This window comes from Pseudonocardia benzenivorans CB1190 (genome assembly GCF_000196675.2).
GTDB lineage: Bacteria > Actinomycetota > Actinomycetes > Mycobacteriales > Pseudonocardiaceae > Pseudonocardia > Pseudonocardia benzenivorans.
This window is the reverse complement of the sequence record NC_015312.1, coordinates 5,097,433-5,120,985: the sequence shown is the minus strand read 5'-3', so window position 1 is coordinate 5,120,985 and position 23,553 is coordinate 5,097,433. Positions and strand designations below refer to the sequence as shown.

General features: G+C 74.1%; 22 protein-coding genes. 20 read left to right on the top strand and 2 right to left on the bottom strand.

All coding sequences use genetic code 11. The features are described from left to right. Positions 1–150: 150 nt before the first annotated feature. The 10 genes from PSED_RS24055 (at position 151) to PSED_RS24010 (ending at position 9,975) form a co-directional block, all read left to right on the top strand. Positions 151–2,352 (top strand): malate synthase G, encoded by a 2,202-nt coding sequence (locus tag PSED_RS24055; RefSeq protein WP_013676840.1) that lies wholly within the window; start codon positions 151–153, stop codon positions 2,350–2,352. Positions 2,353–2,588: 236 nt separating this feature from the next. Continuing rightward, positions 2,589–4,955: a hydrogen gas-evolving membrane-bound hydrogenase subunit E gene (mbhE, locus tag PSED_RS24050; RefSeq protein ID WP_233899136.1), complete on the top strand. Its 2,367-nt coding sequence runs from the start codon at positions 2,589–2,591 to the stop codon at positions 4,953–4,955. Further along, entirely contained in the window at positions 4,952–5,506 is a 555-nt protein-coding gene (locus PSED_RS24045) for an MnhB domain-containing protein (RefSeq protein ID WP_041759984.1), read from the top strand. Before mbhE ends, PSED_RS24045 begins: the two co-directional genes overlap by 4 nt. A gap of 17 nt (positions 5,507–5,523) precedes the next feature. Continuing rightward, positions 5,524–5,973 (top strand): NADH-quinone oxidoreductase subunit K, encoded by a 450-nt coding sequence (locus PSED_RS24040; protein WP_083845478.1) that lies wholly within the window; start codon positions 5,524–5,526, stop codon positions 5,971–5,973. A gap of 2 nt (positions 5,974–5,975) precedes the next feature. Further along, the gene (locus PSED_RS24035) at positions 5,976–7,502 is read left to right on the top strand and encodes a Na+/H+ antiporter subunit D (protein ID WP_013676838.1); all 1,527 of its coding nucleotides are present in this window, start codon (positions 5,976–5,978) and stop codon (positions 7,500–7,502) included. A gap of 73 nt (positions 7,503–7,575) precedes the next feature. After that, on the top strand, positions 7,576–8,124 hold the full coding sequence (locus PSED_RS24030; RefSeq protein WP_013676837.1) for a Na+/H+ antiporter subunit E: 549 nt from the start codon (positions 7,576–7,578) through the stop codon (positions 8,122–8,124). Continuing rightward, a complete protein-coding gene (locus PSED_RS24025) occupies positions 8,121–8,387 on the top strand; it encodes a monovalent cation/H+ antiporter complex subunit F (protein ID WP_013676836.1) in 267 nt (88 codons plus the stop codon). The genes PSED_RS24030 and PSED_RS24025 overlap by 4 nt, the downstream gene beginning before the upstream one ends. Beyond that, a complete protein-coding gene (mnhG, locus tag PSED_RS24020; protein WP_013676835.1) occupies positions 8,384–8,761 on the top strand; it encodes a monovalent cation/H(+) antiporter subunit G in 378 nt (125 codons plus the stop codon). The genes PSED_RS24025 and mnhG overlap by 4 nt, the downstream gene beginning before the upstream one ends. Positions 8,762–8,770: 9 nt before the next feature. Further along, positions 8,771–9,295, top strand: a complete 525-nt coding sequence (locus tag PSED_RS24015) for a gamma carbonic anhydrase family protein (protein WP_013676834.1) — start codon at positions 8,771–8,773, stop codon at positions 9,293–9,295. Further along, on the top strand, positions 9,295–9,975 hold the full coding sequence (locus tag PSED_RS24010; RefSeq protein WP_013676833.1) for a uracil-DNA glycosylase: 681 nt from the start codon (positions 9,295–9,297) through the stop codon (positions 9,973–9,975). The genes PSED_RS24015 and PSED_RS24010 overlap by 1 nt, the downstream gene beginning before the upstream one ends. 208 nt (positions 9,976–10,183) lie before the next feature. Here PSED_RS24010 and rpmB read toward each other — a convergent pair whose 3' ends face one another. After that, positions 10,184–10,375, bottom strand: coding sequence for a 50S ribosomal protein L28 (rpmB, locus tag PSED_RS24005; RefSeq protein ID WP_013676832.1), 192 nt, complete (start codon positions 10,373–10,375; stop codon positions 10,184–10,186). A 139-nt stretch (positions 10,376–10,514) separates the two neighbouring features. Here rpmB and PSED_RS24000 point away from each other — a divergent pair, with 139 nt between their 5' ends. Continuing rightward, on the top strand, positions 10,515–12,173 hold the full coding sequence (locus tag PSED_RS24000) for a DAK2 domain-containing protein (RefSeq protein WP_013676831.1): 1,659 nt from the start codon (positions 10,515–10,517) through the stop codon (positions 12,171–12,173). Positions 12,174–12,252: 79 nt separating this feature from the next. After that, entirely contained in the window at positions 12,253–14,457 is a 2,205-nt protein-coding gene (locus PSED_RS23995) for an ATP-dependent DNA helicase RecG (protein WP_041762217.1), read from the top strand. Positions 14,458–14,475: 18 nt separating this feature from the next. On the opposite strand, the gene PSED_RS23990 is transcribed toward PSED_RS23995, so the two are convergent. After that, on the bottom strand, positions 14,476–15,342 hold the full coding sequence (locus PSED_RS23990; protein WP_143770596.1) for a DUF2786 domain-containing protein: 867 nt from the start codon (positions 15,340–15,342) through the stop codon (positions 14,476–14,478). 308 nt (positions 15,343–15,650) lie between these two features. Here PSED_RS23990 and PSED_RS23985 point away from each other — a divergent pair, with 308 nt between their 5' ends. The 8 genes from PSED_RS23985 to mutM all read left to right on the top strand — a co-directional run bounded on the left by PSED_RS23985 (position 15,651) and on the right by mutM (position 23,550). After that, a complete protein-coding gene (locus tag PSED_RS23985) occupies positions 15,651–19,028 on the top strand; it encodes a pyruvate carboxylase (protein ID WP_013676828.1) in 3,378 nt (1,125 codons plus the stop codon). A gap of 7 nt (positions 19,029–19,035) precedes the next feature. After that, positions 19,036–19,599 carry a 16S rRNA (guanine(966)-N(2))-methyltransferase RsmD gene (gene rsmD, locus PSED_RS23980; RefSeq protein ID WP_013676827.1) on the top strand — a complete coding sequence of 188 codons (564 nt, stop codon included), beginning with the start codon at positions 19,036–19,038 and terminating at the stop codon, positions 19,597–19,599. Between the two features lie 22 nt (positions 19,600–19,621). Then, positions 19,622–20,104, top strand: a complete 483-nt coding sequence (gene coaD / locus PSED_RS23975) for a pantetheine-phosphate adenylyltransferase (RefSeq protein WP_013676826.1) — start codon at positions 19,622–19,624, stop codon at positions 20,102–20,104. 124 nt (positions 20,105–20,228) lie between these two features. Next, on the top strand, positions 20,229–20,984 hold the full coding sequence (locus PSED_RS23970) for a DivIVA domain-containing protein (RefSeq protein WP_041759982.1): 756 nt from the start codon (positions 20,229–20,231) through the stop codon (positions 20,982–20,984). Between the two features lie 80 nt (positions 20,985–21,064). Continuing rightward, positions 21,065–21,643 (top strand): YceD family protein, encoded by a 579-nt coding sequence (locus tag PSED_RS23965; RefSeq protein WP_013676824.1) that lies wholly within the window; start codon positions 21,065–21,067, stop codon positions 21,641–21,643. Positions 21,644–21,706: 63 nt separating this feature from the next. Then, positions 21,707–21,889 carry a 50S ribosomal protein L32 gene (gene rpmF, locus PSED_RS23960; protein ID WP_013676823.1) on the top strand — a complete coding sequence of 61 codons (183 nt, stop codon included), beginning with the start codon at positions 21,707–21,709 and terminating at the stop codon, positions 21,887–21,889. Positions 21,890–21,926: 37 nt separating this feature from the next. Beyond that, the gene (rnc, locus tag PSED_RS23955) at positions 21,927–22,643 is read left to right on the top strand and encodes a ribonuclease III (protein ID WP_013676822.1); all 717 of its coding nucleotides are present in this window, start codon (positions 21,927–21,929) and stop codon (positions 22,641–22,643) included. A 10-nt stretch (positions 22,644–22,653) separates the two neighbouring features. Next, complete coding sequence (mutM, locus tag PSED_RS23950; protein WP_013676821.1) at positions 22,654–23,550, top strand: bifunctional DNA-formamidopyrimidine glycosylase/DNA-(apurinic or apyrimidinic site) lyase; 897 nt, start codon at positions 22,654–22,656, stop codon at positions 23,548–23,550. The last annotated feature ends 3 nt before the right edge of the window (positions 23,551–23,553 follow it).

Here is a 23,553-nt window from a genome sequence, read left to right as displayed (position 1 = left end):
CACACTGCTGAACCGGGCGTGCAGTGCCCGAACTCACACCGGGAAAGGGATCGCGAAACTTCCGCGTTGCGGAAGCTGGAATCCATTGTTAGACCCGTTGACGACGAGTTGTCGACGACGAACTGGACGTGGCGACAGAAGGGCGGACCCATGGCCGCAACACCGACCGCTCGCGACACCGGCCGGACGGCCGGGGCGCAGGACGCGGGCCTGCAGGTCGACCCCGCACTGGACAGGTTCGTGACCGAGGAGCTGTTGGCCGGTCTCGACGACATCACCCCGGCGCGGTTCTGGTCCGCGCTCGCCGAGCTCCAGGCCGACTTCGCGCCGCGCGTGCGTGAGGTGCTGGAGCGCCGCGACGCGCTGCAGGCCCGGATCGACGGCTGGCACGCCGAGCACCCGGGCCCGGTCACCGGCGCGACCAGGGACGCGTACGCGCGCTTCCTCACCGACATCGGCTACCTGGAACCGGAGGCGCAGCCTCGGCTCACGGTGACGAACGTCGACCCGGAGATCGCCGAGGTGGCGGGCGCCCAGCTCGTCGTGCCGGCGACGGTGCCGCGCTACGCGCTCAACGCCGCCAACGCCCGCTGGGGTTCGCTGTACGACGCGCTCTACGGGACCGACGTGCTGCCGCTGGACCACGAGCTCGCGCCCGGGTATGACGAGCGGCGCGGCGCCCAGGTCATCGCCGAGGCCGACCGCCTGCTCGACGAGCTGTTCCCGCTGGCCGACGGCTCGCACGCCGACGTCGACGCGTACACGGTCGCCGACGGCGCGCTCGTCCCCGCGCTGGCCGATCCGGCCGGGTTCGCCGGGCACCGCGGCGACGCGGCCGAGCCGACAGCAGTCCTGTTGCGCCGCAACGGGTTACACGTCGAGCTCCGGATCGACCGGGCACACCGCGTCGGGCGCGGTCATCACGCGGGCGTCGCCGACGTGGTGCTGGAGTCGGCGGTCACGACGATCGTCGACCTCGAGGACTCCGTCGCGACCGTCGACGGCGAGGACAAGGCGAGCGCCTACCGCACGTGGCTCGGCCTGATGACCGGGAACCTGGTCGCCAGCTTCGAGAAGGGCGGCCAGACCGTCACCCGGCGCGCCGAGCCCGACCGCGACCACACCGCGCCCGACGGTTCGACGGTCACCCTGCCGGGACGGTCGGTGATGCTGGTGCGCGTCGTCGGCCACCACATGACGACCGACGCCGTGCGCACCGCCGCCGGGGACCAGGTCGTCGAGGGGCTGCTCGACCTGCTCGTCGCGGCCACCGCGGCGCTGCACGACCTGCGCGGCCTCGGGCCGCACCGCAACTCCCGCACCGGCAGCGTCTACGTCGTGAAGCCGAAGCAGCACGGCTCGGCCGAGGTGGCCCTGACCGTCGAGATGTTCGCGGCGGTCGAGCGCGCGCTGGGGCTGCCCGAGCGGACGCTCAAGGTCGGCGTCATGGACGAGGAGAAGCGGACGTCGGTCAACCTGGAGGCGTGCATCGCCGCCGCCCAGGACCGGGTGATCTTCGTCAACACCGGCTTCCTCGACCGCACCGGCGACGAGATCCACACCTGCTTCGCGGGCGGCCCGGTGGTGCGCAAGGGCGACATGCGGTCGGCGACGTGGTTCGGCGCGTACGAGGACCGCAACGTCGACGTCGCGCTGCGGGCCGGGTTCGCCGACGTCGCCCAGATCGGCAAGGGCATGTGGGCCAAGCCCGCCGCGATGCGCGAGATGCTCGAGGCCAAGATCGAGCACCCCCGCGCGGGCGCCGACACCGCGTGGGTGCCCTCGCCCACCGCCGCGACCCTGCACGCGCTGCACTACCTGCGCGTCGACGTCGGCGAGCGGCAGCGCGAGATCGCGGCGCGTCCCCTGACCGACCGCGCGCTGCTGCTGGAGCCGCCGCTGCTCGGCCCGGGGTCGACGGGGCGGCCATCGGCCGACGACGTCCGTCACGAGCTGGAGACGAACGCCCAGTCGATCCTGGGTTACGTCGTGCGCTGGGTGGGGCTGGGCATCGGGTGCTCGACGGTGCCGGACCTGGAGGGCGTCGGGCTCATGGAGGACCGCGCCACGCTGCGGATCTCCAGCCAGCTCATCGCCAACTGGCTCGCGCACGGCATCGTCGACGAGCAGACGGTCCGGGAGACGTTCGCCCGGCTCGCGGCCTTCGTCGACGAGCAGAACGCCCGCGAGCCCGGCTACCGGCCGATGAGCGACGACCTGGAGGCGAGCGAGTCGTTCCAGGCCGCGCTGGAGCTGGTGTTCACCGGTCGTGAGGAACCGAACGGCTACACCGAGCGGGTGCTCACCGCGTGGCGCCGCAAGGCCAAGGAGAACGCGGGCCGGCAGGCCTGATCCGGGCGGGGTCGCGGTGCCGCCGGCCGCGGTGCCGCCGCCCCGTCCGCGTTTCGGCCGGTAGGGTGGGCGGGGTCGGGCGGTATCCGGTCCGACAGCCCACCCGAACACCGACCCGACGGTGACCCGACCGCCGGGCCGGTACGGTCCGCACCCCGAGGCGGCCCGTGCCGTCCGCACGGCCCACCTGTGATCACGCCGATCGCACGGGCCGCGGGACGCCGCAAGGAGGTTCCTTGCTGCTCGCGCTCGTCGCCGCCCACCTCGTGTTGGCCTGCGCCCTGCCCGCGGTGGCCGCGCGCAGCACGCGCGCCGCGTTCGGCCTGGCCGCGGTCCTGCCCGCGGTGACGCTGGTGTGGGCCGCGGCGATGGCGCCGGCGGTGCTGGGCGGCGCGGCCGTCGAGGAGAACCTCGCGTGGGCGCCCGCCCTGCACCTGACGTTCGACGTCCGACTCGACGCACTCGCGCTGGTCATGATCGTGCTGGTCTCGGGGGTCGGCGCGGTCATCCTGGCCTACAGCGCGTTCTACTTCGGCCGGCGCAGCCCCGACGCGAGCCGGACCTCCGCGCTGCTGCTGTTCTTCGCGGGCGCGATGCTGGGCCTCGTCGTCGCCGACGACCTGCTGACGCTCTACGTCTTCTGGGAGCTGACGTCGATCGCGTCGTTCCTGCTCGTCGGGCAGAGCGGGCTGCACCGGGCCAACCGCCGGGCCGCGGTCCAGGCGCTGCTGGTGACGGTGTTCGGCGGGCTGTCGATGCTCCTCGGGTTCGTGCTCGTCGGCGAGTCCGCGGGCACCTACCGGATCTCGGCGATCGTGGCCTCGCCGCCGACGGGCGGGGCCGTCACGGCGGGCATCGTGCTGATCCTGCTCGGCGTGCTGACCAAGTCGGCGCAGGCACCGTTCCACCCGTGGCTGCCCGCGGCGATGGCCGCCCCGACGCCCGTCAGCGGCTACCTGCACGCGGCGTCGATGGTCAAAGCCGGGGTCTTCCTCGTGGCGCGGCTCTCCCCGGCGTTCGCGAGCAGCGCCGAGTGGTGGCTGCCGCTCGTCGTCCTCGGGCTGGCGACGATGCTCATCGGCGGCTGGCGCGCACTCGGCGCGACGGATCTGAAACGGCTGCTGGCTTTCGGCACCGTCAGCCAGCTGGGCTTCCTGATGGTGCTGTTCGCCGTCGGCGGCAGGCTCGCCGCGGTCGCGGGGGCCGCGCTGCTGCTGGCCCACGGGCTGTTCAAAGCGACGCTGTTCCTGGTCGTGGGCACCGTCGACAAGGTCACGGGCACCCGCGAGATCGGTGCGCTGTCCGGGCTGGGCCGGGCGATGCCGGGGCTGGCGGCGGCGTCGGCGCTCGCGGCCGCGTCGATGGCGGGCATCCCGCCGCTGCTGGGGTTCGTCGCCAAGGAGGCCGCGTTCGAGGCGTTCCTGCTCGAGGGCGGCCTGCGCGGCGGGGTCGTCGAGGTGGGGCTCGTGGCCGGGTCGGTGCTGACCGTCGCCTACAGCGCGCGGTTCCTCTGGGGCGCGTTCGCGACGAAGCCGGGCGTCGACCCGGTGACGCCCGCACCCGCGTCGCCGGGACTGACCGTGCCGCTGTGGATCACCTCCCTGGCCGGCCTGGTGCTCGGACTGGTGGCGCCGGTCGCCGCCGTCCTCGCCGAGGCCTACGGCGACACGCTGCCCGCGCGCACCGCCGAGGAGGCCGGCTACCACCTCGCGCTCTGGCACGGCTTCAACCTCGCGCTCGGGCTGTCCGCGGTCGCGCTCGCCGGCGGTCTGCTGCTGCACACCGGCCGCGACCGCGTCGCGGCACTCACCCGGCGGCTGCACCACCGCGTGTCGGCGCAGCGCGGCTACGAGCTCGTCGTGTCGGGCCTCGAACGCCTCGCGGTGCTCGTCACCGGCCGGCTGCAGGTCGGTTCGCTGCCGGTCTACCTCGCCACCGTGCTGCTCATGGTCATCGCACTCCCCGGCATCGGGCTCGTCCTCGGCTGGGCGTGGCCGGGCGACGTCCCGGTCGTGCACGAGTGGATCCAGATCCCGCTGGGGATCGTCGTCGTCGCCGCGGCCCTCGCGATGGTCCGGGCCCGGCGCCGGTTCACCGCCGTGCTCCTCGTCGGCGCCGTCGGGTACGGCATCGGCGGGCTGTTCATCGTCGACGGGGCGCCCGACCTCGCGCTCGCGCAGTTCCTCGTCGAGACGCTCGCCCTCGTCGCGTTCGTCTTCGTGCTGCGCAGGCTGCCCGCCCACTTCACCGAGCGCCGCCGGCCACGCCGCGCGATCCAGGTCCGGAAGGGCGTGCTCGCCGCGGTCGCGGGGATCACCGTCGGCGTCTTCGGGATCGTGCTCTCCGGCGCCCGCACCGCACCCGCGACGGCCAGCGAGGAGTTCGTCCGGCTCGCGCCCGAGACGGGGGCCACCAACATCATCAGCGCGATCCTGGTCGACTTCCGCGCGCTCGACACCGTCGGGGAGATCACCGTGCTGCTGGTCGCGGCGTCGGGCACCGCGAGCCTCGTGCTCGCGACCCGCCACGACCGCAGACGTCGCGGCAAGGTCCGCGCGAGCGGGTCGGGCACCCCGGCCCACGAGAAGGAGGTGTCCGGATGAGTGCCGAGGACACCCGCGTCCCCTGGCCGCGGTGGGACTCGCCCACCGAGGACTGGATGCTGCCCGGCGACTGCCCGGTCACATCCGAGCGCACCCTGCTGCTCGAGCTCGCGGCCAGGATCCTCTTCCCGGCGGTCCTCGTCTTCTCGCTGTACCTGCTGCTCGTCGGCCACTACGGCCCCGGCGGCGGCTTCTCCGGCGGGCTCGTCGCCGGGCTGGCGTTCGTGCTGCGGCACATCGCGGGCGGCAGCAGCGAGGGGGCGGAGATCGGGGCGCGGATCCGGGTGCGGCCGCCGGTGGTCGTCGGGGTCGGGCTGTGCGTGGCCGTGGTGACGGCGCTGGTGCCGGCCGCGTTCGGGGCACCGGTGCTGTCGTCGACGAAGGTGTCCGTGCACGTCCCGCTGCTCGGGGAGTTCGAGATCGTCTCCAGCCTCGCCCTCGACGTCGGCGTCTACCTGCTGATCGTCGGCGTCGTGCTGGACCTGCTGCGGTCGCTGGGCAGCGGGATCGAGCGCGACGCCCTCGACGCCGAGTCGGAGGCCGCTTCGTGACCACCGTCAGCCTCGCGATGGCCGTCGTCGTCGCCGCCCTCTACGCCGTCGGGTTCTACCTGCTGCTGCAGCGCTCGCTCATGCGCGTGCTGCTGGGCGTCGTCGTGCTCGGCCACGGCGCGAACCTGTTGCTCCAGCTCACCGGTGGTCCGCCGGCGCGGCCACCGATCCTCGGCGGGTCGGCCGAGGGCTCGGCGCCGCTGGCCGACCCGCTGCCGCAGGCACTCGCGCTCACGGCCGTCGTCATCACGTTCGCGATGACGACCTACCTGCTCGCGCTCGGCTACCGCTCGTGGGTGCTCGTGGGCCACGACGAGGTGCAGGACGACCTCGAGGACCGCCGGATCGCGCGCCGGCGCACGCCCACGGCGTCGATGGGCGAGGAGGCCGACGAGCAGGGCGACGAGGTGGGTGTGGACCCCGGCTCGGCCGCGGCGTCCGGCGACCCCGTGGGGGACCGGTCGTGAGCATGCTGCCGGCACTGCCCGTGCTCCTGCCGCTGCTGGGAGCGGGCGCGACCGTCGTCGTCGGACGGTGGGCCTGGGCGCAGCGGGTCATCGGCGTCACCGTGCTCGCCGCCGTCTCGGTCGTCGCGGCCGTGCTGCTGGTCATGGCCGACCGCGGGGGGCCCGTGGTCGCCGAGATCGGCGGCTGGGCCGCGCCCGTCGGGATCGTGCTCGTCGCCGACCGGCTCTCCGCGCTGCTGCTGCTGATCTCGACGGTCGTCACCCTCGCGGTGCTGGTCTACGCGATCGACCAGCGGATCGCCGACTACGGCAGGCGCACCGCGTCCACGACGTTCCACCCGATCTTCCTGGTGCTCTCGGCCGGGGTGTCGCTCGCGTACCTGACCGGCGACCTGTTCAGCCTCTTCGTCGCGTTCGAGATCATGCTCGCCGCGTCGTACGTGCTGATCACCCGCCGCACCGACGCGCGGCGCATCCGCTCCGGGATGACGTACGTGATCATCAGCCTGACGTCGTCGCTGCTCTTCCTGACGACGGTCGCGCTGGTGTACGCGGCCACCGGCACCGTCAACCTCGCCGACCTCGCCGAGCGCGTCGCGGCGCTGCCCACGGGCCTGCAGACGGTCCTGGCGCTGCTCGTGCTCGTCACCTTCGGGATCAAGGCGGCGATCGTGCCGCTGCACTTCTGGCTGCCCGACAGCTATCCCAACGCTCCCGCCCCCGTCACGGCGCTGTTCGCGGGCCTGCTCACCAAGGTCGGCATCTACGCGCTGCTGCGGACCCGGACGCTGATCTTCCCGGAGGGCCACCCGTCCGTGCTGCTGCTCGTGCTGGCCTCGGTGACGATGATCGTCGGGGTGCTGGGCGCGCTCGCGCAGAACGACCTCAACCGGATCCTGTCGTTCCTGCTGGTCAGCCACATCGGGTTCATGATCTTCGGGCTCGCGGTGACCGACGCGGCGGGTGCCGGGGGGACCGCGCTCTACGTCGTCCACCACATCACCGTGCAGGCCACGCTCTTTCTCGTCTCCGGGCTCATCACGCGGCGCACCGGCACCGTGTCGATCGACGCCATGGGCGGTCTGGCGAAGCGGGCCCCGCTGCTCGCGGTGCTGTTCGCGATCCCCGCGCTGACCCTGGCGGGGGTGCCGCCGACGTCGGGGTTCGTCGCCAAGCTCGCGCTGCTGCAGGCGGGTGCGGGCGACGGGGTCGCGACGAGTGTCGTCGCCGGGATCGTCATCCTCGCCAGCCTGCTGACGCTCTACGCCGTCGTGCGGGTGTGGGTGCGGGTGTTCTGGGGCGAGCCGCGCGAACCGCTGCCCGACAACGACCCCGACGACGACCTCGTCGTCGGGACCGCGCGCACGGCCACCCCCATGTACGTCGCGACGGCAGCGCTCGTGGCCGTGAGCCTCACGATCGCGGCCGCGGCCGGGCCGCTGTCGGCGGTGACGACCCGCGCCGGGGACGACCTCGTCGCCCGCACCCCGTACCTGGGTGCGGTCCTCGGACAGGAGGGTGCCCGATGAGCGAGCGTGCGAGAGACGCATCGACACGGCGCCTGCGCGCAACGCCGGGCCCGCGCAGCGGGGGAGTGCGATCATGAGTCACCGGGTGCGGCAGGTGTTCTGGCTGACCGTCGTCTGGGTGCTGCTGTGGGGGACGCTGCGGCCCGCGACGATCGTCGGCGGGGTGCTCGTCGCCGTGCTGGTGGCGTGGCTGTTCCCGTTGCCGCCCATGCGCGACCCGATTCCGGTCCGGCCGCTGCGGCTGTTGTCGCTGGCGTCGTTCGTGGCGCTCGACCTGCTGCGGTCGGGGGTGCAGATCGGGTGGGAGACACTGCGCGGCGGCGGCCGTGGGCCGGCGGCGGCGATCATCGCGGTGCCGTTGCTGGCGCACTCGGCGCGGGTCGTCGCCGTGCTCGCCGGGGCGGTCGCACTCACCCCGGGCAGCTACGTCCTGCAGATCGACCGGACCCGGGCGACGTTCTGGGTCTACGCGCTCGGCGTCGGTGGCGACGGCGCCGTCGAACGCGTCCGCCGCGAGGTGCTCGTCCTGCAGCGCAAGGTGATCGCCGCCCTCGGCACCGCCGACGAGCTGGCCGCGAGCGACCGCGGGCTGGCCGCGGCCCGGTACAGGAGCGCCCCATGACCGTCGTGTTCACCCTGACCCTGGCGATGCTCGCCGCCGCCGCCCTGCTGACCACGCTGCGGCTGCTGCGCGGGCCCACCACCCTCGACCGGATCACCGCGCTCGACGTCCTCGTCGTGGTCATCGTCTGCGGGGGCGCGGTGTACGTCGCGGTCAACCGGGACAGCTCCAACATCCCGCTGCTCGCGGCCGTGGCGCTGATCGGCTTCGTCGGCTCGGCGACGGCGGCCCGGCTCGTCGAACGACGGGAGCGGCACCGGTGAAGGACATCGTGACGTCGGTGCTGCTGCTCACCGGCGCGGCGGCGAGCCTGCTCGGCGCGCTCGGGCTGGTCCGGTTCCCCGACGTCCCCTCGCGGCTGCAGGCCGCCACGAAGCCGCAGACGCTCGGGCTGCTGCTCATCCTCCTCGGCACGGCGGTGCAGGTGGAGTTCGAGAGCGCCGCGACGCTGCTGCTGGTCATCCTGTTCCAGGTCATCACGGCGCCGGTGCTGTCGCAGATCGTGGGGCGCTCGGCCTACCGGTCGGGGACGCTGCGTCGGGACACGCTCGTCGTCGACGAGCTCGCCGACCCCATGGCACGCGACGACGACCCGCCCGGCCCGACCCCGCGAGGCGGTGGCGGAGGGCCGTCCTAAGCTCGCCGGGTGCCCATCTACGCTCTCGGCGACCTGGTGCCCGACATCCACCCCGACGCCTACGTGCACCCCGACGCCGTCGTCATCGGCGACGTGCGGCTCGGGGCCGAGGCATCGGTGTGGCCCACGGCCGTGCTGCGCGGCGACGACGGCTACATCGTCGTCGGTGCCCGGACGAGCATCCAGGACGGGACGATCATCCACACGACGGCCCGGCAGCCGACCCTGATCGGCGACGAGTGCACCGTCGGGCACAACGTCCACATCGAGGCCGCGACGATCGGCGACCGGGCGCTCATCTCGTCGGGGTCGGTGGTGCTCAACGGCTCGACCGTCGGCAAGGGCGCGGTCGTCGCCGCCGGCGCCGTCGTGTCGCCGAACGCGGTGATCCCGGACCGGGCGATGGCGCTCGGCGTGCCCGCGCGGGTCCGCGAGGGCCACGAGGTGCCCGACGACCAGTGGGAGTACGCGGTCGGGTCCTACGTCGAGCGCAGCAGGCGGTTCCGCGCCGGGCTGCGGCGGCTGGAGCCCTGATGCCGGCCAAGCCCCTGCACGAGGTCGTCGAGGCCGGGTGGGCGCAGGCGCTGGAGCCGGTCGCGCCCGTCATCGCCGCGATGGGCGAGTTCCTGCGCGCCGAGATGGCCGCGGGCCGCCGTTACCTGCCGGCCGGGGCGAACATCCTGCGCGCCTTCACCCAGCCCTTCGACGACGTGCGGGTGCTGATCGTCGGGCAGGACCCGTACCCGACGCCGGGGCACGCCGTCGGGCTCTCGTTCTCCGTGGCGCCCGAGACCCGCCCGGTGCCGCGGTCGCTGGCCAACATCTTCCGCGAGTACTCCGACGACCTGGGCCATCCCACGCCCTCGACGGGCGACCTGACGCCGTGGGCGCAGCAGGGCGTGCTGCTGCTCAACAGGGTGCTGACGGTCGAGCCCGGCACCCCCGGCTCGCACCGCGGGAAGGGCTGGGAGGCGGTCACGGAGCAGGCGATCCGCGCCCTCGTCGCGCGCGACGCCGAGCCCATGGTCGCGATCCTGTGGGGCCGCGACGCCCGCAACCTGTTGCCCCTGCTCGACGACGTGCCGTGCATCGAGTCGGCCCACCCCAGCCCGATGTCGGCCGACCGCGGCTTCTTCGGCTCCCGGCCCTTCTCCCGCGCCAACGACCTGCTCGAGGAGCTCGGCGGCGAGCCGGTCGACTGGAAGCTGCCCTGACCGCTCGCCGGGCCTGCGCGCCGGTTCGTGAGCGGGTCGTGAGATCGCGGCGGCGCGCAGGTGACACGTCCGGGGGCGGAGCCGGCGCACGCCGCGGTCGCCGGTCCTGACGCGTCCTGCCGCCCGTCCTGGGGTCCGCGGCGGGCCCGGACGTGCGAGAGGGCGGCCCGGATGTCCGGGACCGCCCTCGCGCAGAGGTGCTGTGGCGTCAGCCGCGCGTCACCTTGCCGGCCTTCAGGCACGAGGTGCACACGTTCTGCCGGCGCTTGTTGTTGCCGGCGTCGCGGGTGCGCACGGTCTGGATGTTCGGGTTCCAGCGGCGGTGGGTGCGGCGGTGCGAGTGCGAGACGGACATGCCGAAGCCCGGACCCTTGCCACAGACGTCGCAGACGGCAGCCACGTCGGTCACTCCTAGCGGGTAGACGAGATGTTCTCGGTGCGGGGCCACGACGCGGACGTGCGCCGGTACCCCGTAAGTGCCTCCAGGGTACCCAGCCCGCCGGACGCGTCGCACACCCCCCGGTCGCTACCCTCCCGATGTGCCCTCGATCATCGACGCGGCCCTGCTCGGCCGGTGGACGGCGGCGTCCACGGCGGCCCTCGAGCGGCGGTGCGCGGAGATCGACGACATCAACGTCTTCCCGGTCGCCGACGGCGACACCGGCACCAACATGCTGCTGACGATGCGCGCGGCGGGCGACGAGCTGCGCCGCCGCTTCCGCGAGGACGGCTGGCCGCCCACGCCCGACGGCCCGGGGTGCGCGGAGGCCGCCGCGGCGCTGGCCAGGGGGGCGCTCGTCGGCGCCCGGGGCAACTCCGGGGTGATCCTCTCCCAGGTGCTGCGCGGGATGGCCGAGGCGATCGCGGACGCGGCCGGTGCCGTCGACGCCGGGGCCCTGCGCGCCGGGCTGGAACGCGCGCACCGGCTCGCCCGGGCGGCCGTGGCCCGGCCGCGGGAGGGCACCGTCCTGAGCGTGCTGCAGGCCGCCGCCGAGGCCGCCCGCGACTGCGGGGGCGACTCCGAGCGCGAGGTCGCCGCCGCTGCCACCGCGGCCGCCGTCGCAGCCCTGCGGATGACCACGGGGCAGCTGCCCGAGCTGGCCGCGGCAGGCGTCGTCGACGCGGGCGGGTACGGGCTGGTGGTCGTGCTCGACGCGCTGGCCACGGCGCTGGGCAGGCCCACCGACGAGGCGCCGGACGTGCCCCGCTCGCGGGTCAGGGCCGCGCGCGGGGCGGAGGCGCTCACGACGAGCCGGGAGAGCGGCGCCGACGCCTTCGCCTACGAGGTGATGTTCCTGCTCGACGGCACCGACGACGAGCGCGTCGCCGCACTGCGTGCCGACCTGACGGCGGTCGGCGACTCGGTCGCCGTCGTCGGCGACGGGACGACGGGCGGGACCGGCCTGTGGAACGTCCACGTGCACTGCAACGACATCGGCGCGGCCGTCGAGGCGGGGATCGAGGCGGGTCGCCCGCACCGCGTCACGGTGATGCGCTTCGAGGACCAGGTGCCCGCCGCCGACGGGGGCCGGTTCACCCGCGAGCGCGCGGTCCTGATGGTCGTGGAGGGCGACGAGGTCGCGGAGCTGGCCAGGGAGTCGGGTGCCGACGTCGTCGAGCGGACCGGCACGCCGCCCGGCGCCGACGAGCTCGTCGCGGCGCTGGCCGGGACGCGGGCGCGGCACGTCGTGCTGCTGCCCGACGACCCGGAGGTCACCGCGCACGCGGAACGCGCGGCGTCGGCGGCCCGGCGCGACGGGCAGGAGGTCGTCGTCATCCCGACGTCGTCGGTGCTGCAGGGACTCTCGGCGCTCGCGGTGCACGACCCGGCCCGCCGGCCGGGCGACGACGTCGTCGCGATGGCCGAGGCCGCGGCGGGTACCCGGACCGGGGGGCTGCTCGTCGCGGAGTCGGAGGCGCTGACCTGGGTGGGCCAGTGCGCGCCCGGCGACGTGCTGGGCATCAGCGACGGGGAGGTCGTGCTGATCGCCCCGGACCTCTCCGTCGGTGCGCTGTGGTTGGCTCACCGCATGCTGACGGCCGGGGGCGAGCTGGTGACCGCGCTGCTCGGCGCCGACGCGGACGCCGACCTGGGCGAGCGCCTGGCCGAGGACCTGCGGCGCACCCACCCGGAGGTCGACGTGCTCGTGTACCGCGGCGGCCAGGCCGACTACCCGCTGGTGCTGGGGGTCGAGTGAGGGTTCTTCGGGACGGGGATCGGATGACGGGGATCGGATGACGCTGCGGATCGCCGCGCCCTCGGGCGGCGGCGTCGACATGGACACCCGGCTCGACGGGCCGCTCGGCAAGCGCGCCGCCGAGGCCCTCGCCGCCCGGCTCGACCTGCACACGGTCGGCGACCTGCTGCGGCACTACCCGCGCCGCTACGTCGACCGCGGGAAGCTCTCCGACATCAGCGGGCTGGAGATCGGCGAGCACGTCACCGTCGTCGCCAAGGTGGAGAAGGCGACGTTGCGCGACATGCGCAGCCGTCGCGGCAAGCTGCTCAACGTCGTGATCCGCGACGACAAGGGCGGCCGGCTCTCGTGCACGTTCTTCAACGGCTACAAGGTCTCCCACGTGCTCACGCCCGGGGTGCGGGCGCTGTTCTCCGGCAAGGTCGGGGTCTTCCAGAGCCAGCTGCAGCTCACCCATCCCGAGTTCGAGCCGCTGGAGGAGGGCGAGGACGTCCGGCCGTTCGTGTCGGTCTACCCGGCGGTCGACAAGCTCAACTCCTGGGACATCGCCCGCTGCGTGCGCCAGGTGCTCGACCAGCTCGACGACCCGACCGACCCGTTGCCGGAGGACATCCGCCGCCGGGAGAAGCTGCCGGAGCTGGGCCGGGCGCTGCGGCGCATCCACCTGCCCGAGACCGAGGCCGACCACCACGCGGCCCGCGCCCGCCTGGTCTGGGACGAGGCGCTCGGCGTCCAGCTCGCGCTGGCACTGCGGCGCCGGCACGCCACCGAGCGGCCCGGCACGGCGAGCCCGCCGCGGGCGGGCGGCCTGCTCGACGCGTTCGACGCCCGGCTCCCGTTCGCGCTCACCGACGGCCAGCGCGCCGTCGGCACCGAGATCGCAGCCGACCTCGCCCGCGAGACGCCGATGAACCGGCTCGTGCAGGGCGACGTCGGCGCGGGCAAGACGGTCGTGGCGCTGCGGGCGATGCTGCAGGTCGTCGACAGCGGGCGGCAGGCCGCGATGCTGGCGCCGACGGAGGTGCTCGCCGCCCAGCACGCCCGGTCGCTGCGGTCGCTGCTCGGCCCCCTCGGCCGGGCGGGCGAGCTCGACGGCGCCGAGGAGGCCACCAGGATCACCCTGCTCACGGGCTCGCTGGGCACCGCGGCGCGCCGGCAGGCGATGCTCGACGTGCAGTCGGGCGCGGCGGGGATCGTCGTCGGGACGCACGCGCTGATCCAGGACAAGGTGGGCTTCGCGGACCTGGGCCTCGTCGTGGTCGACGAGCAGCACCGGTTCGGCGTCGAGCAGCGCGACGCGCTGCGCGGGCGCGGCGAGCGCACCCCGCACATGCTGGTCATGACCGCGACGCCGATCCCGCGGACCGTGGCGATGACCGTCTACGGCGACCTCGAGGTCTCGGCGCTCACGGAGCTGCCCCGGGGCCGCTCGCCGATCAGCACGACGGTCGTGCCCGCGGGGGAGAAACCCGCGTGGCTGGAGCGGGTGTGGCAGCGCATCCGCGAGGAGGTCGCCGACGGTCACCAGGTCTACGTCGTGTGCCCGCGGGTCGGCGGCGACCCCGCGAAGGCCGACGACGGCGATCTCTTCGAGGGCGAGCTCGTCGACCTCGACGACCCCGACCCCGACGTCGGTGGAGGCGCCGGCTCCGACGACGGGGCCCGCCGCCCGCCGCTCGCGGTGCTGGAGGTCGCGCCGAAGCTCGCCGAGGGTCCGCTCGCGGGGCTGCGGCTGGGGATCCTGCACGGCAAGCTCCCGGCCGACGAGAAGGACGCCACGATGCGGGCCTTCGAGGCGGGGGAGATCGACGTCCTGGTCGCGACGACGGTGATCGAGGTCGGCGTCGACGTCCCCAACTCGACGGGGATGGTCATCCTCGACGCCGACCGGTTCGGCCTGTCACAGCTGCACCAGCTGCGCGGCCGGGTCGGCCGTGGCGAGGCGCCGGGCGTGTGCCTGCTCGTCACCGACGTGCCCGCCGGCACCACGGCGCGCGAGCGCCTCGACGCGATCGCGTCGACCACCGACGGTTTCGAGCTCGCCCGGCTCGACCTGGAGCTGCGGCGGGAGGGCGACGTGCTGGGCGCGGTGCAGTCGGGCAAGCGGTCGACGCTCAAGCTCCTGTCGCTGCTGCGCCACGAGACGGTCATCGAGAAGGCGCGGGTGTACGCCACCGACATCGTCGACCACGATCCCGACCTGGCCGGGCACCCGGGCCTGCGGACGCTCGCGCGCCAGGTCGTCGGCGACGAGGAGCAGGCCGAGTTCCTGTCGAAGGTGTGAGCCCTGCCGGCGCTCAGCTCAGGCGGAGAGCTGCCCGCGCGACTCGGCGTCGAGGGCGGCCACCGCCGTCTTCGGCAGGTGGATGACGCCGGCACGGTCGAGCCTGCTCAGCTCGGAGCGAGCCTTGGCGTAGGCGGCGAGCCGCTCGGCCTCGCTGTCGGAGTCGCGGGCCGTCGTCAGGAGCTTGATGATCCGCTCGACGCTGCCGCGCTCCTCGGGCGTGAGGTTCGACAGCCGGATGCGCTCGGCGGCGTCGATCGCGGCCCGCCACGCCCGGTCGGCGCGCTCGACGGCCGCGATGAACGACCGTGCGTGCTCCGGGGGCGGCGGCGCGTCGGTCTCCAGGGCCTGGGCCTCGGCGAACGCGTCGACGAACCGCGCGGTGCTGGGGACGGTGACGTCGCACAGCGCGGGCAGCCGCAGCACGGCCATCGGGTCGCACTCGTAGGCGGCGTAGTGGGTGCGCAGCGCGTCGAACCGCTTCTTGGCCACCTGCCACGGCGGGGGCTGCGGGGCGCGCGGCGGCACCGGGCGCGCGGCGACCCGCGGTACCTGGGCGGCGGCCATCCGACGCCGGCGGTGGCCGGTGGCCGCGATGCTCACGAAGATCAGCAGCGGGAAGATCATGCCACTGGTCGCCCAGCCCATGAACAGCAGCGGCGGCGCGGCCATGATCAGGATGAGGGGCAGGAGCGCGAGTACCGTCGGGACGCGCGGGCCGACCGGCCGGCCGTAGTGCGCGAACCCGTGGCCCTGCAGCGGCCCGGCGCCGGGCCTGCCGCGGTAGCGGCCGTACGGCGGCGGGCCGAAGCCGCCGTGCCGCATCCGTCCCGGCGGCGGGACCGACCTGGCCGCCCACCCTGCTCGCGCGCGAGACCGTCCCATGCCTCCTTGGTACCCGATGAGGTGGTCGTCGCGCATCGTCGTGACCGGGGAATCGGCGTACGGCCCCGCTGGTCCGAGCGGGTAGCGCGCGATACGCGGCGTTCGTGAGGGTCGCCCGGTCGGACGTGTACCGAGCGCGTGCGGATCGGTTCCGGGCCCGTGCGTCGCCCGGGGACGCTCCGGGAGCAGCCCCCGGAGGGGGTGACGGGCCGCTCTCGTGGCGGCCCTGACCGGCGCACCATGAGACGATCTCGCGCGTCCCGGGCGCCACCCGTCCCGGACACCAACCCCCAGACCCAGGGAGTCCGATGTTCGGCAAGGTGCTCGTCGCCAACCGGGGCGAGATCGCGATCCGCGCGTTCCGCGCGGCCTATGAGCTCGGGATCGCGACCGTCGCGGTCTACCCCCACGAGGACCGCAACTCGCTGCACCGCGCGAAGGCCGACGAGTCCTACCTCATCGGCGAGCGCGGCCACCCCGTCCGGGCCTACCTGTCCGTCGAGGAGGTGGTGGCCGCAGCCCGGCGCGCCGGTGCCGATGCGATCTACCCCGGCTACGGCTTCCTGTCGGAGAACCCCGATCTCGCCGAGGCGTGCGAGGCGGCGGGGATCGTGTTCGTCGGGCCGCCCGCCGAGGTACTGCACCTGACCGGCAACAAGGCCCGCGCCGTCGCGGCGGCGCGCGAGGCCGGTGTGGCGGTCCTGCGTTCGAGCGAGCCGGGCACCGATGTCGACGCGCTGGTCGCCGCCGCCGACGAGATCGGCTTCCCGATCTTCGTCAAGGCCGTCGCCGGTGGTGGCGGGCGCGGCATGCGCCGCGTCGCGGAGCCGGGAGACCTGCGGGACGCGATCGAGGCGGCGATGCGCGAGGCCGAGTCGGCCTTCGGCGACGCGACGGTGTTCCTGGAGCAGGCCGTGGTCAACCCGCGGCACATCGAGGTGCAGATCCTCGCCGACGGCCAGGGCGACGTGGTGCACCTCTACGAGCGCGACTGCTCGGTGCAGCGGCGCCACCAGAAGGTCATCGAGATCGCCCCGGCGCCGAACCTCGACCCGGAGCTCCGGGACCGGATCTGCGCCGACGCGGTCGCGTTCGCCCGCCACATCGGCTACGTCAACGCGGGCACCGTCGAGTTCCTGCTCGACGAGCGCGGCAACCACGTCTTCATCGAGATGAACCCGCGCATCCAGGTGGAGCACACGGTCACCGAGCAGGTCACCGACCGCGACCTGGTGATCGCGCAGCTGCGCATCGCGGCGGGGGCGACGCTGCCGTCGCTGCGGCTCACCCAGGACCAGGTGACGCTGTCGGGTGCGGCGCTGCAGTGCCGCGTCACCACCGAGGACCCGGCCAACGGGTTCCGCCCCGACACCGGGACGATCAGCGCGTACCGGTCCCCGGGCGGCCCGGGCGTGCGGCTCGACGGCGGCACGACCCACACCGGGGCCGAGGTCAGTGCGCACTTCGACTCGATGCTGGTCAAGCTGACCTGCCACGGCCACGACTTCTCCAACGCGGTGCGCCGGGCGCGGCGGGCGATCGCGGAGTTCCGCATCCGGGGGGTGTCGTCGAACCTGCCGTTCCTGGCGGCGGTGCTCAACGACCCCGACTTCCAGCAGGGCCGGGTCACGACCAGCTTCATCGAGGACCGGCCGCACCTGCTCAACGCCCGCCCGTCGGCCGACCGCGGCACGCGGCTGCTCAACTACCTCGCCGACATCACCGTCAACAAGCCGAACGGGCCGCGGCCCAAGGTCGTCGAGCCCACCGACAAGCTGCCGCGGGTCGACCTGAAGGCCCCCGCGCCCGACGGGTCGCGCCAGCTGCTGCGCGAGCTCGGGCCCGAGGGCTTCGCGGCGCGGCTGCGCGAGCAGACCGCCGTCGCCGTCACCGACACGACGTTCCGCGACGCGCACCAGTCGCTGCTGGCGACGCGGGTGCGGACCCGTGACCTGCTCGCGGTCGCCCCGTACGTGGCGCGGACGGCGCCGCAGCTGCTGTCGCTGGAGTGCTGGGGCGGGGCGACCTACGACGTCGCGCTGCGGTTCCTGGCCGAGGACCCGTGGGAGCGGCTGGCGGCGCTGCGCGAGGCGGTGCCGAACCTGTGCACGCAGATGCTGCTGCGCGGGCGCAACACGGTCGGCTACACGCCGTACCCGACCGAGGTGACCGACGCGTTCGTCGCCGAGGCGGCCGCGACGGGGATGGACATCTTCCGGATCTTCGACGCCCTCAACGACGTCGAGCAGATGCGCCCGGCGATCGCCGCGGTCCGCGAGACCGGGACCAGCCTCGCCGAGGTGGCGCTGTGCTACACCGCGGACCTGTCCGACCCGGGCGAGACGCTCTACACGCTGGACTACTACCTGCGGCTGGCCGAGCAGATCGTCGACGCGGGCGCGCACGTCCTGGCGATCAAGGACATGGCGGGCCTGCTGCGCCCGCCGGCGGCGCGGACGCTGGTCACGGCGCTGCGCGAGCGGTTCGACCTGCCGGTGCACCTGCACACCCACGACACCGCGGGCGGCCAGCTCGCGACGTTGACGGCGGCGATCGACGCCGGGGTCGACGCGGTCGACGCGGCGGTCGCGAGCATGGCGGGCACGACGAGCCAGCCGTCGCTCTCCGCGCTGGTCGCGGCCACCGACCACACCGAGCGGGAGACGGGCCTGTCGCTGCAGGCGGTCGGCGACCTGGAGCCGTACTGGGAGGCGGTCCGCAAGGTCTACGCGCCGTTCGAGTCCGGGCTCGCGTCCCCGACGGGCCGGGTCTACCACCACGAGATCCCGGGCGGGCAGCTGTCCAACCTGCGCCAGCAGGCCATCGCGCTCGGCCTGGGCGACCGCTTCGAGCTGATCGAGGACTGCTACGCCGCGGCCGACCGGATGCTGGGCCGGCTGGTGAAGGTGACGCCGTCGTCGAAGGTCGTCGGTGACCTGGCGCTGCACCTGGTCGGCGCGGGCGTCGACCCGGCCGACTTCGAGTCCGACCCCGCCAAGTTCGACGTGCCGGACTCGGTGATCGGCTTCCTGCGCGGCGAGCTGGGCGACCCGCCCGGCGGCTGGCCCGAGCCGTTCCGGACCCGGGCGCTGGAGGGGCGCAAGCCCGAGCACGAGCCGGCCGAGCTGTCGATCGACGACCGCCGCGGGCTGCGCGAGGACCGCCGCCGCACGCTCAACCGGCTGCTGTTCCCCGGCCCGACCAAGGAGTTCGAGACCCACCGCGAGGACTACGGCGACACGAGCGTGCTGTCGAGCAAGGACTACTTCTACGGTCTCGAGCCCGAGGTCGAGCACTCCGCCCCCATCGACCGCGGCGTCGACCTGATCATCGAGCTGGAGGCGATCTCCGAACCCGACGAGCGCGGCATCCGCACCGTGCTGACCACGCTCAACGGCCAGCTGCGCCCGGTCTCGGTGCGCGACCGCTCGGTGGCCACCGACGTCAAGGCCGCCGAGAAGGCCGAGCGCGGCAACGACCGCCACGTCGCCGCCCCGTTCGCGGGCGTGGTGACGCTCCAGGTCGGCGAGGGCGACCAGGTCGACGCCGGGCAGACCGTCGCGACGATCGAGGCCATGAAGATGGAGGCGTCGATCACCGCGCAGAAGGCGGGCACCGTCGAGCGGCTCGCGATCGGGAAGGTCCAGCAGGTCGAGGGCGGCGACCTGCTGCTGGAGATCTCGTGACGGGGCCGTGACGCGGATCATCGCCGGCCGGGCCGGGGGGCGGCGCCTCGTCGTGCCGCCCCGCGGCACCCGGCCGACGTCCGACCGCGTGCGCGAGGCACTGTTCAGCGCGCTCGACGCCGACCCGGGCCTCGACGGCGCGCGCGTGCTCGACCTCTGCGCGGGCTCGGGCGCGCTCGGGTTGGAGGCGCTGTCGCGCGGCGCGGCGCACGCGGTGTTCGTCGAGTCCGACAAGAAGGCGGCGAACATCCTGCGGCGCAACGTCTCCGAACTCGGGCTCGGGGGAGAGGTCGTCGCCGCGACGGTGGCGGCGGCGCTGGCGGGCGCCCCGCGCGGGCGTTTCGACGTCGTGCTCGCCGACCCGCCCTACGCCGTGCCCGACACGGAGATCGCGGCCTGGCTCAGCGCGGCCGCCCGCGGCGGCTGGCTGGCTGAGCAGACGGTCGTCGTCGTGGAGCGGGACGCCCGGTCCGGGTCGTTCGGCTGGCCGGAGGGTTTCGAGGGGCGGCGTGAGCGCCGTTACGGGGACACGGTGCTGCACGTCGGGGTCCGGTACGGTCCGGCCTCGTGATCTCCCCGACGCAGGTCGTGCGATGAGGCGCGCCGTCTGTCCCGGTTCGTTCGACCCGGTCACCCTGGGCCACCTCGATGTCGTGGGACGGGCCGCGGGCCTGTTCGACGAGCTGGTGGTCGCGGTGCTGATCAACAAGCGCAAGCAGGGCCTGTTCACCGTCGAGGAGCGCATGGCGATGCTCCGCGAGACGACGGCGGACCTGCCCAACGTCCGGGTGGACGCGTTCCACGGCCTGCTGGTGGACTACTGCACCGCCAACGACGTGCGGGCGATCGTCAAGGGTCTGCGCGCGGTCACCGACTTCGACTACGAGCTGCAGATGGCGCAGATGAACCAGCGGCTCTCCGGTATCGACACCCTCTTCATGTCGACGACGCCGGAGTTCAGTTTCCTGTCCAGCTCGCTGGTCAAGGAGGTCGCGACGTACGGGGGCGACGTCGCGCACCTGCTCCCGCCGACCGTGCACCGGCAGCTGCTCGACCGGCTCGCCGAACGGGCGTAGCGAGCGGAGCACGACGACTACCCGATCGCGTTGGCGCGCAACCACAGATCACCCGGTCGGAACTTGACACGCGGAGCAGCGGCAATACGGCGTCCGGACGTGGGGTGGTGCGAGGATGCGGGGCGTGTACCGGGTCTTCGAGTCGCTCGACGCGTTGGTCACCGTCGTGGAGGAGGCGCGCGGCCTCCCCATGACCGCGAACTGCGTCGTGCCGCGTGGTGACGTCCTCGAACTGCTCGACGACGTCCGGGAGGCCATCCCCGGCGAGCTCGACGACGCGCAGGACGTGCTCGACCGTCGTGACGAGATCGTCGGCGAGGCCCAGCAGGAGGCCGACGACACCCGCGCCGCCGCCACCGAGGAGGCCGAGCGGCTGCTCACGCAGGCGCGTGAGGAGGCCGAACGGCTCGTCGCGCAGGCCCGCGAGGAGGCCGAGGAGACCGTGGCGCAGGCCCGCCACGAGGCCGAGCGCACCGTCGCCGAGGGTCGGCGCATCCACGCCGAGACCACCGACCGTGCCCGCGCCGAGGCCGAGCGGCTGGCCGAGGCCGGCCGCGCCGCGCACGACCGCTACATCGCCGACGGCCAGGCCGAGCAGGCACGCCTGGTCTCGCAGTCCGACGTCGTGCTGGCCGCGCGGGCGGAGGCGGCCCGGATCGTGGACACCGCCGACGCCGAGGCCGACCGGCTGCGCCGCGAGTGCGACGGCTACGTCGACGCCAAGCTCGCCGAGTTCGAGGACAGCCTGACCAGGGCGCTGCGCACCGTCAGCAGGGGCCGCAGCCAGATCTGGCGCGACGGCTCCCCCAACGGCGCCCCGGCCCCGTCGCTCGGGCGCAACGGCAACGGCAGCGGCACGGGCATGGACCTGATCGACTAGGCCGGGCCCCGGCCCGGCCTCTCCGCCGGGTCCTCCCGGCCCGGCCCGTCGCTGGTCGGCGGACTATCCTGGCGCCGGCCATGAAGAACACCGACACCAGGCCCGCGAAGCACGAGCCGCAGAGCCCCTGGGCGTTCAGCACCCGGGAGCTCGGCCGGCGCGCCGGGGCCATGCGCACCGTCTCCCGCGAGGTCCCCGCCCCGGCCTCGCCCGGCGTGATCGGTCTCGAGGGCGTCCTCGAGGTGCCCGCGGACAGCCCCGTCGCGCTGCAGCTGTCGCTGGAGGCGGTCAGCGAGGGCGTCTACGTCTCGGGAACCGCGTCGGTCGGGCTGGCCGGCGAGTGCTCGCGATGCCTCGACGAGCTCACCGACGAGCTGACGGTCCGCATCGGGGAGCTCTACGCCTACCCCGACAGCGTCACCGAGGAGACCACGGACGCCGACGAGATCCCGAGGCTGGTCGACGAGTCGGTCGACGTCGAGCAGGCGGTCCGCGACGCGGTCGTCCTCGAACTGCCGCTGGCCCCGCTGTGCAGGGACGACTGCCCCGGGCTGTGCGCCGAGTGCGGTGGACGGAAGGCCGATCTCGGGCCCGACCACGGGCATGAGACACTGGACCCTCGTTGGTCCGCGCTGCGCGAGCGGATGTCGTCGGACTGACTGCTCAGGCCCGCCTGACGCACCCCTAGCACGATCACTGACACCAGTACTGAGGAGATCTCCGTGGCCGTACCCAAGCGCCGGATGTCGCGGTCCAACACGCGCTCTCGCCGGGCGCAGTGGAAGGCGACCGCGCCGACCCTCGTCGCCTGCTCCAACCGGGCCTGCAAGGAGCTCAAGCCGCCGCACGTGGCGTGCCCCACCTGCGGGACCTACGACGGCCGCCAGGTCGTCACCCCGGCCTGATCGCACCGCGTTGGCGGGCAAGGGAGTCCAGGGGGCCGTGGAGGATCACGGCCCCCTCCTCCGTGCGCTCGGGGTCGAGCTCGACCCCGAGCTGCTGACCCTCGCGCTGACCCACCGCTCCTACGCCTACGAGAACGGCGGGCTGCCCACCAACGAGCGCCTGGAGTTCCTGGGCGACTCCGTGCTGAGCATCGTCGTCACCGAGCGGCTCTACCTCGACCACCCGGACCTGCCCGAGGGCCAGCTGGCCAAGCTGCGGGCGAGCGTGGTCAACATGAACGCGCTGGCCGGTGTGGCCGCCGAGCTGGTGCCCGACGGGCTGGGCGCGCACCTGTTCCTCGGCCGCGGTGAGGAGCTCACCGGCGGCCGGGCGAAGGCGAGCATCCTCGCCGACGCCACCGAGGCGCTCATCGGTGCCGTCTACCTGCAGCACGGGCTGGAGACGTCGCGCGACGTCATCCACCGGCTCTTCGCCGACCTGCTGCGCAACGCCCCGCTGCTGGGCGCCGGACTCGACTGGAAGACGTCGCTGCAGGAGCTCACCGCCGCGGCCGAGCTGGGTGTGCCCGAGTACCGGATCACCGAGGACGGTCCCGACCACCTCAAGACGTTCACCGCGACGGCCGTCGTCGGCGGGCGCGAGCTGGGCTCGGGCGACGGGCGCACCAAGAAGGAAGCCGAGCAGAAGGCGGCCGCGCTCGCCTGGCGGACGCTGTCCGCCGAGGCCGACGGATCCGTCGGCACCGCCGTCTGAACGGGCGCGCGTGCCAGAGCTCCCCGAGGTCGAGGTCGTCCGCCGCGGACTGGCCGACCATGTGGCCGGTCGCCGGATCGCCACCGTCACCGTCGCGCACCCCCGCGCGATCCGCCGGCACGCCGCCGGGGCCGCCGACTTCACCGGCCGGCTCGCCGGTCGACTGGTCGGTGCGGTCCGCCGCCGAGGCAAGTACCTCTGGCTGGAGCTGGCCGATGCGGCGCAGGACGCGCCGCAGCCGGGCGACGACGCCGTCCTCGCCCACCTCGGGATGAGCGGGCAGATGCTCGTCGCCGACCACGGCAAGCCCGACGAGAAGCACCTGCGCGTGCGCGTCACGTTCGACGACGACGGGCCCGAGCTGCGGTTCGTCGACCAGCGCACGTTCGGCGGCCTCTCGGCCCACCCCCTGGCCCCCGCCGCCGGGGGCGGGCTGCTGCCGGCGCCGGTCGCCCACATCGCGCGCGACCCGATGGACCCCGCGTTCGTCCTCGACGACGCCGTCGCCGGCATCCGGCGCCGCCGCACCGGGCTCAAGCGGGCGCTGCTCGACCAGACCGTCGTCTCCGGGATCGGCAACATCTACGCCGACGAGGCGCTCTGGCGGGCGCGGCTGCACTGGGCCCGTCCGACGGAGAGCCTCACCCGGGCGCAGGGCCGCGCCGTGCTCACCGCGGCGGCCGAGGTGATGGACGAGGCGCTCGCGCAGGGCGGGACGTCGTTCGACGCGCTGTACGTCAACGTCAACGGGGCGTCGGGCTACTTCGACCGCTCGCTGGCCGTCTACGGGCAGACCGACCGGGCCTGCCCGCGCTGTGGCACGCCGATCCGGCGCGAGGCGTTCATGAACCGGTCGTCGTTCTCATGCCCGCGCTGCCAGCCGCGCCCCCGCAACGCGCACCCCTGATGT

Bases quoted from the DNA above. Each gene is read 5' to 3' on its own strand.
- PSED_RS24055 (WP_013676840.1), top strand. From the start codon at position 151: ATGGCCGCAACACCGACCGCTCGCGACACCGGCCGGACGGCCGGGGCG.
- PSED_RS24045 (WP_041759984.1), top strand. From the start codon at position 4,952: ATGAGTGCCGAGGACACCCGCGTCCCCTGGCCGCGGTGGGACTCGCCC.
- PSED_RS24040 (WP_083845478.1), top strand. From the start codon at position 5,524: ATGGCCGTCGTCGTCGCCGCCCTCTACGCCGTCGGGTTCTACCTGCTG.
- PSED_RS24035 (WP_013676838.1), top strand. From the start codon at position 5,976: ATGCTGCCGGCACTGCCCGTGCTCCTGCCGCTGCTGGGAGCGGGCGCG.
- PSED_RS24030 (WP_013676837.1), top strand. From the start codon at position 7,576: ATGAGTCACCGGGTGCGGCAGGTGTTCTGGCTGACCGTCGTCTGGGTG.
- PSED_RS24025 (WP_013676836.1), top strand. From the start codon at position 8,121: ATGACCGTCGTGTTCACCCTGACCCTGGCGATGCTCGCCGCCGCCGCC.
- PSED_RS24010 (WP_013676833.1), top strand. From the start codon at position 9,295: ATGCCGGCCAAGCCCCTGCACGAGGTCGTCGAGGCCGGGTGGGCGCAG.
- PSED_RS23995 (WP_041762217.1), top strand. From the start codon at position 12,253: ATGGACACCCGGCTCGACGGGCCGCTCGGCAAGCGCGCCGCCGAGGCC.
- PSED_RS23990 (WP_143770596.1), bottom strand. From the start codon at position 15,342: ATGGGACGGTCTCGCGCGCGAGCAGGGTGGGCGGCCAGGTCGGTCCCG.
- PSED_RS23985 (WP_013676828.1), top strand. From the start codon at position 15,651: ATGTTCGGCAAGGTGCTCGTCGCCAACCGGGGCGAGATCGCGATCCGC.
- coaD (WP_013676826.1), top strand. From the start codon at position 19,622: ATGAGGCGCGCCGTCTGTCCCGGTTCGTTCGACCCGGTCACCCTGGGC.
- PSED_RS23965 (WP_013676824.1), top strand. From the start codon at position 21,065: ATGAAGAACACCGACACCAGGCCCGCGAAGCACGAGCCGCAGAGCCCC.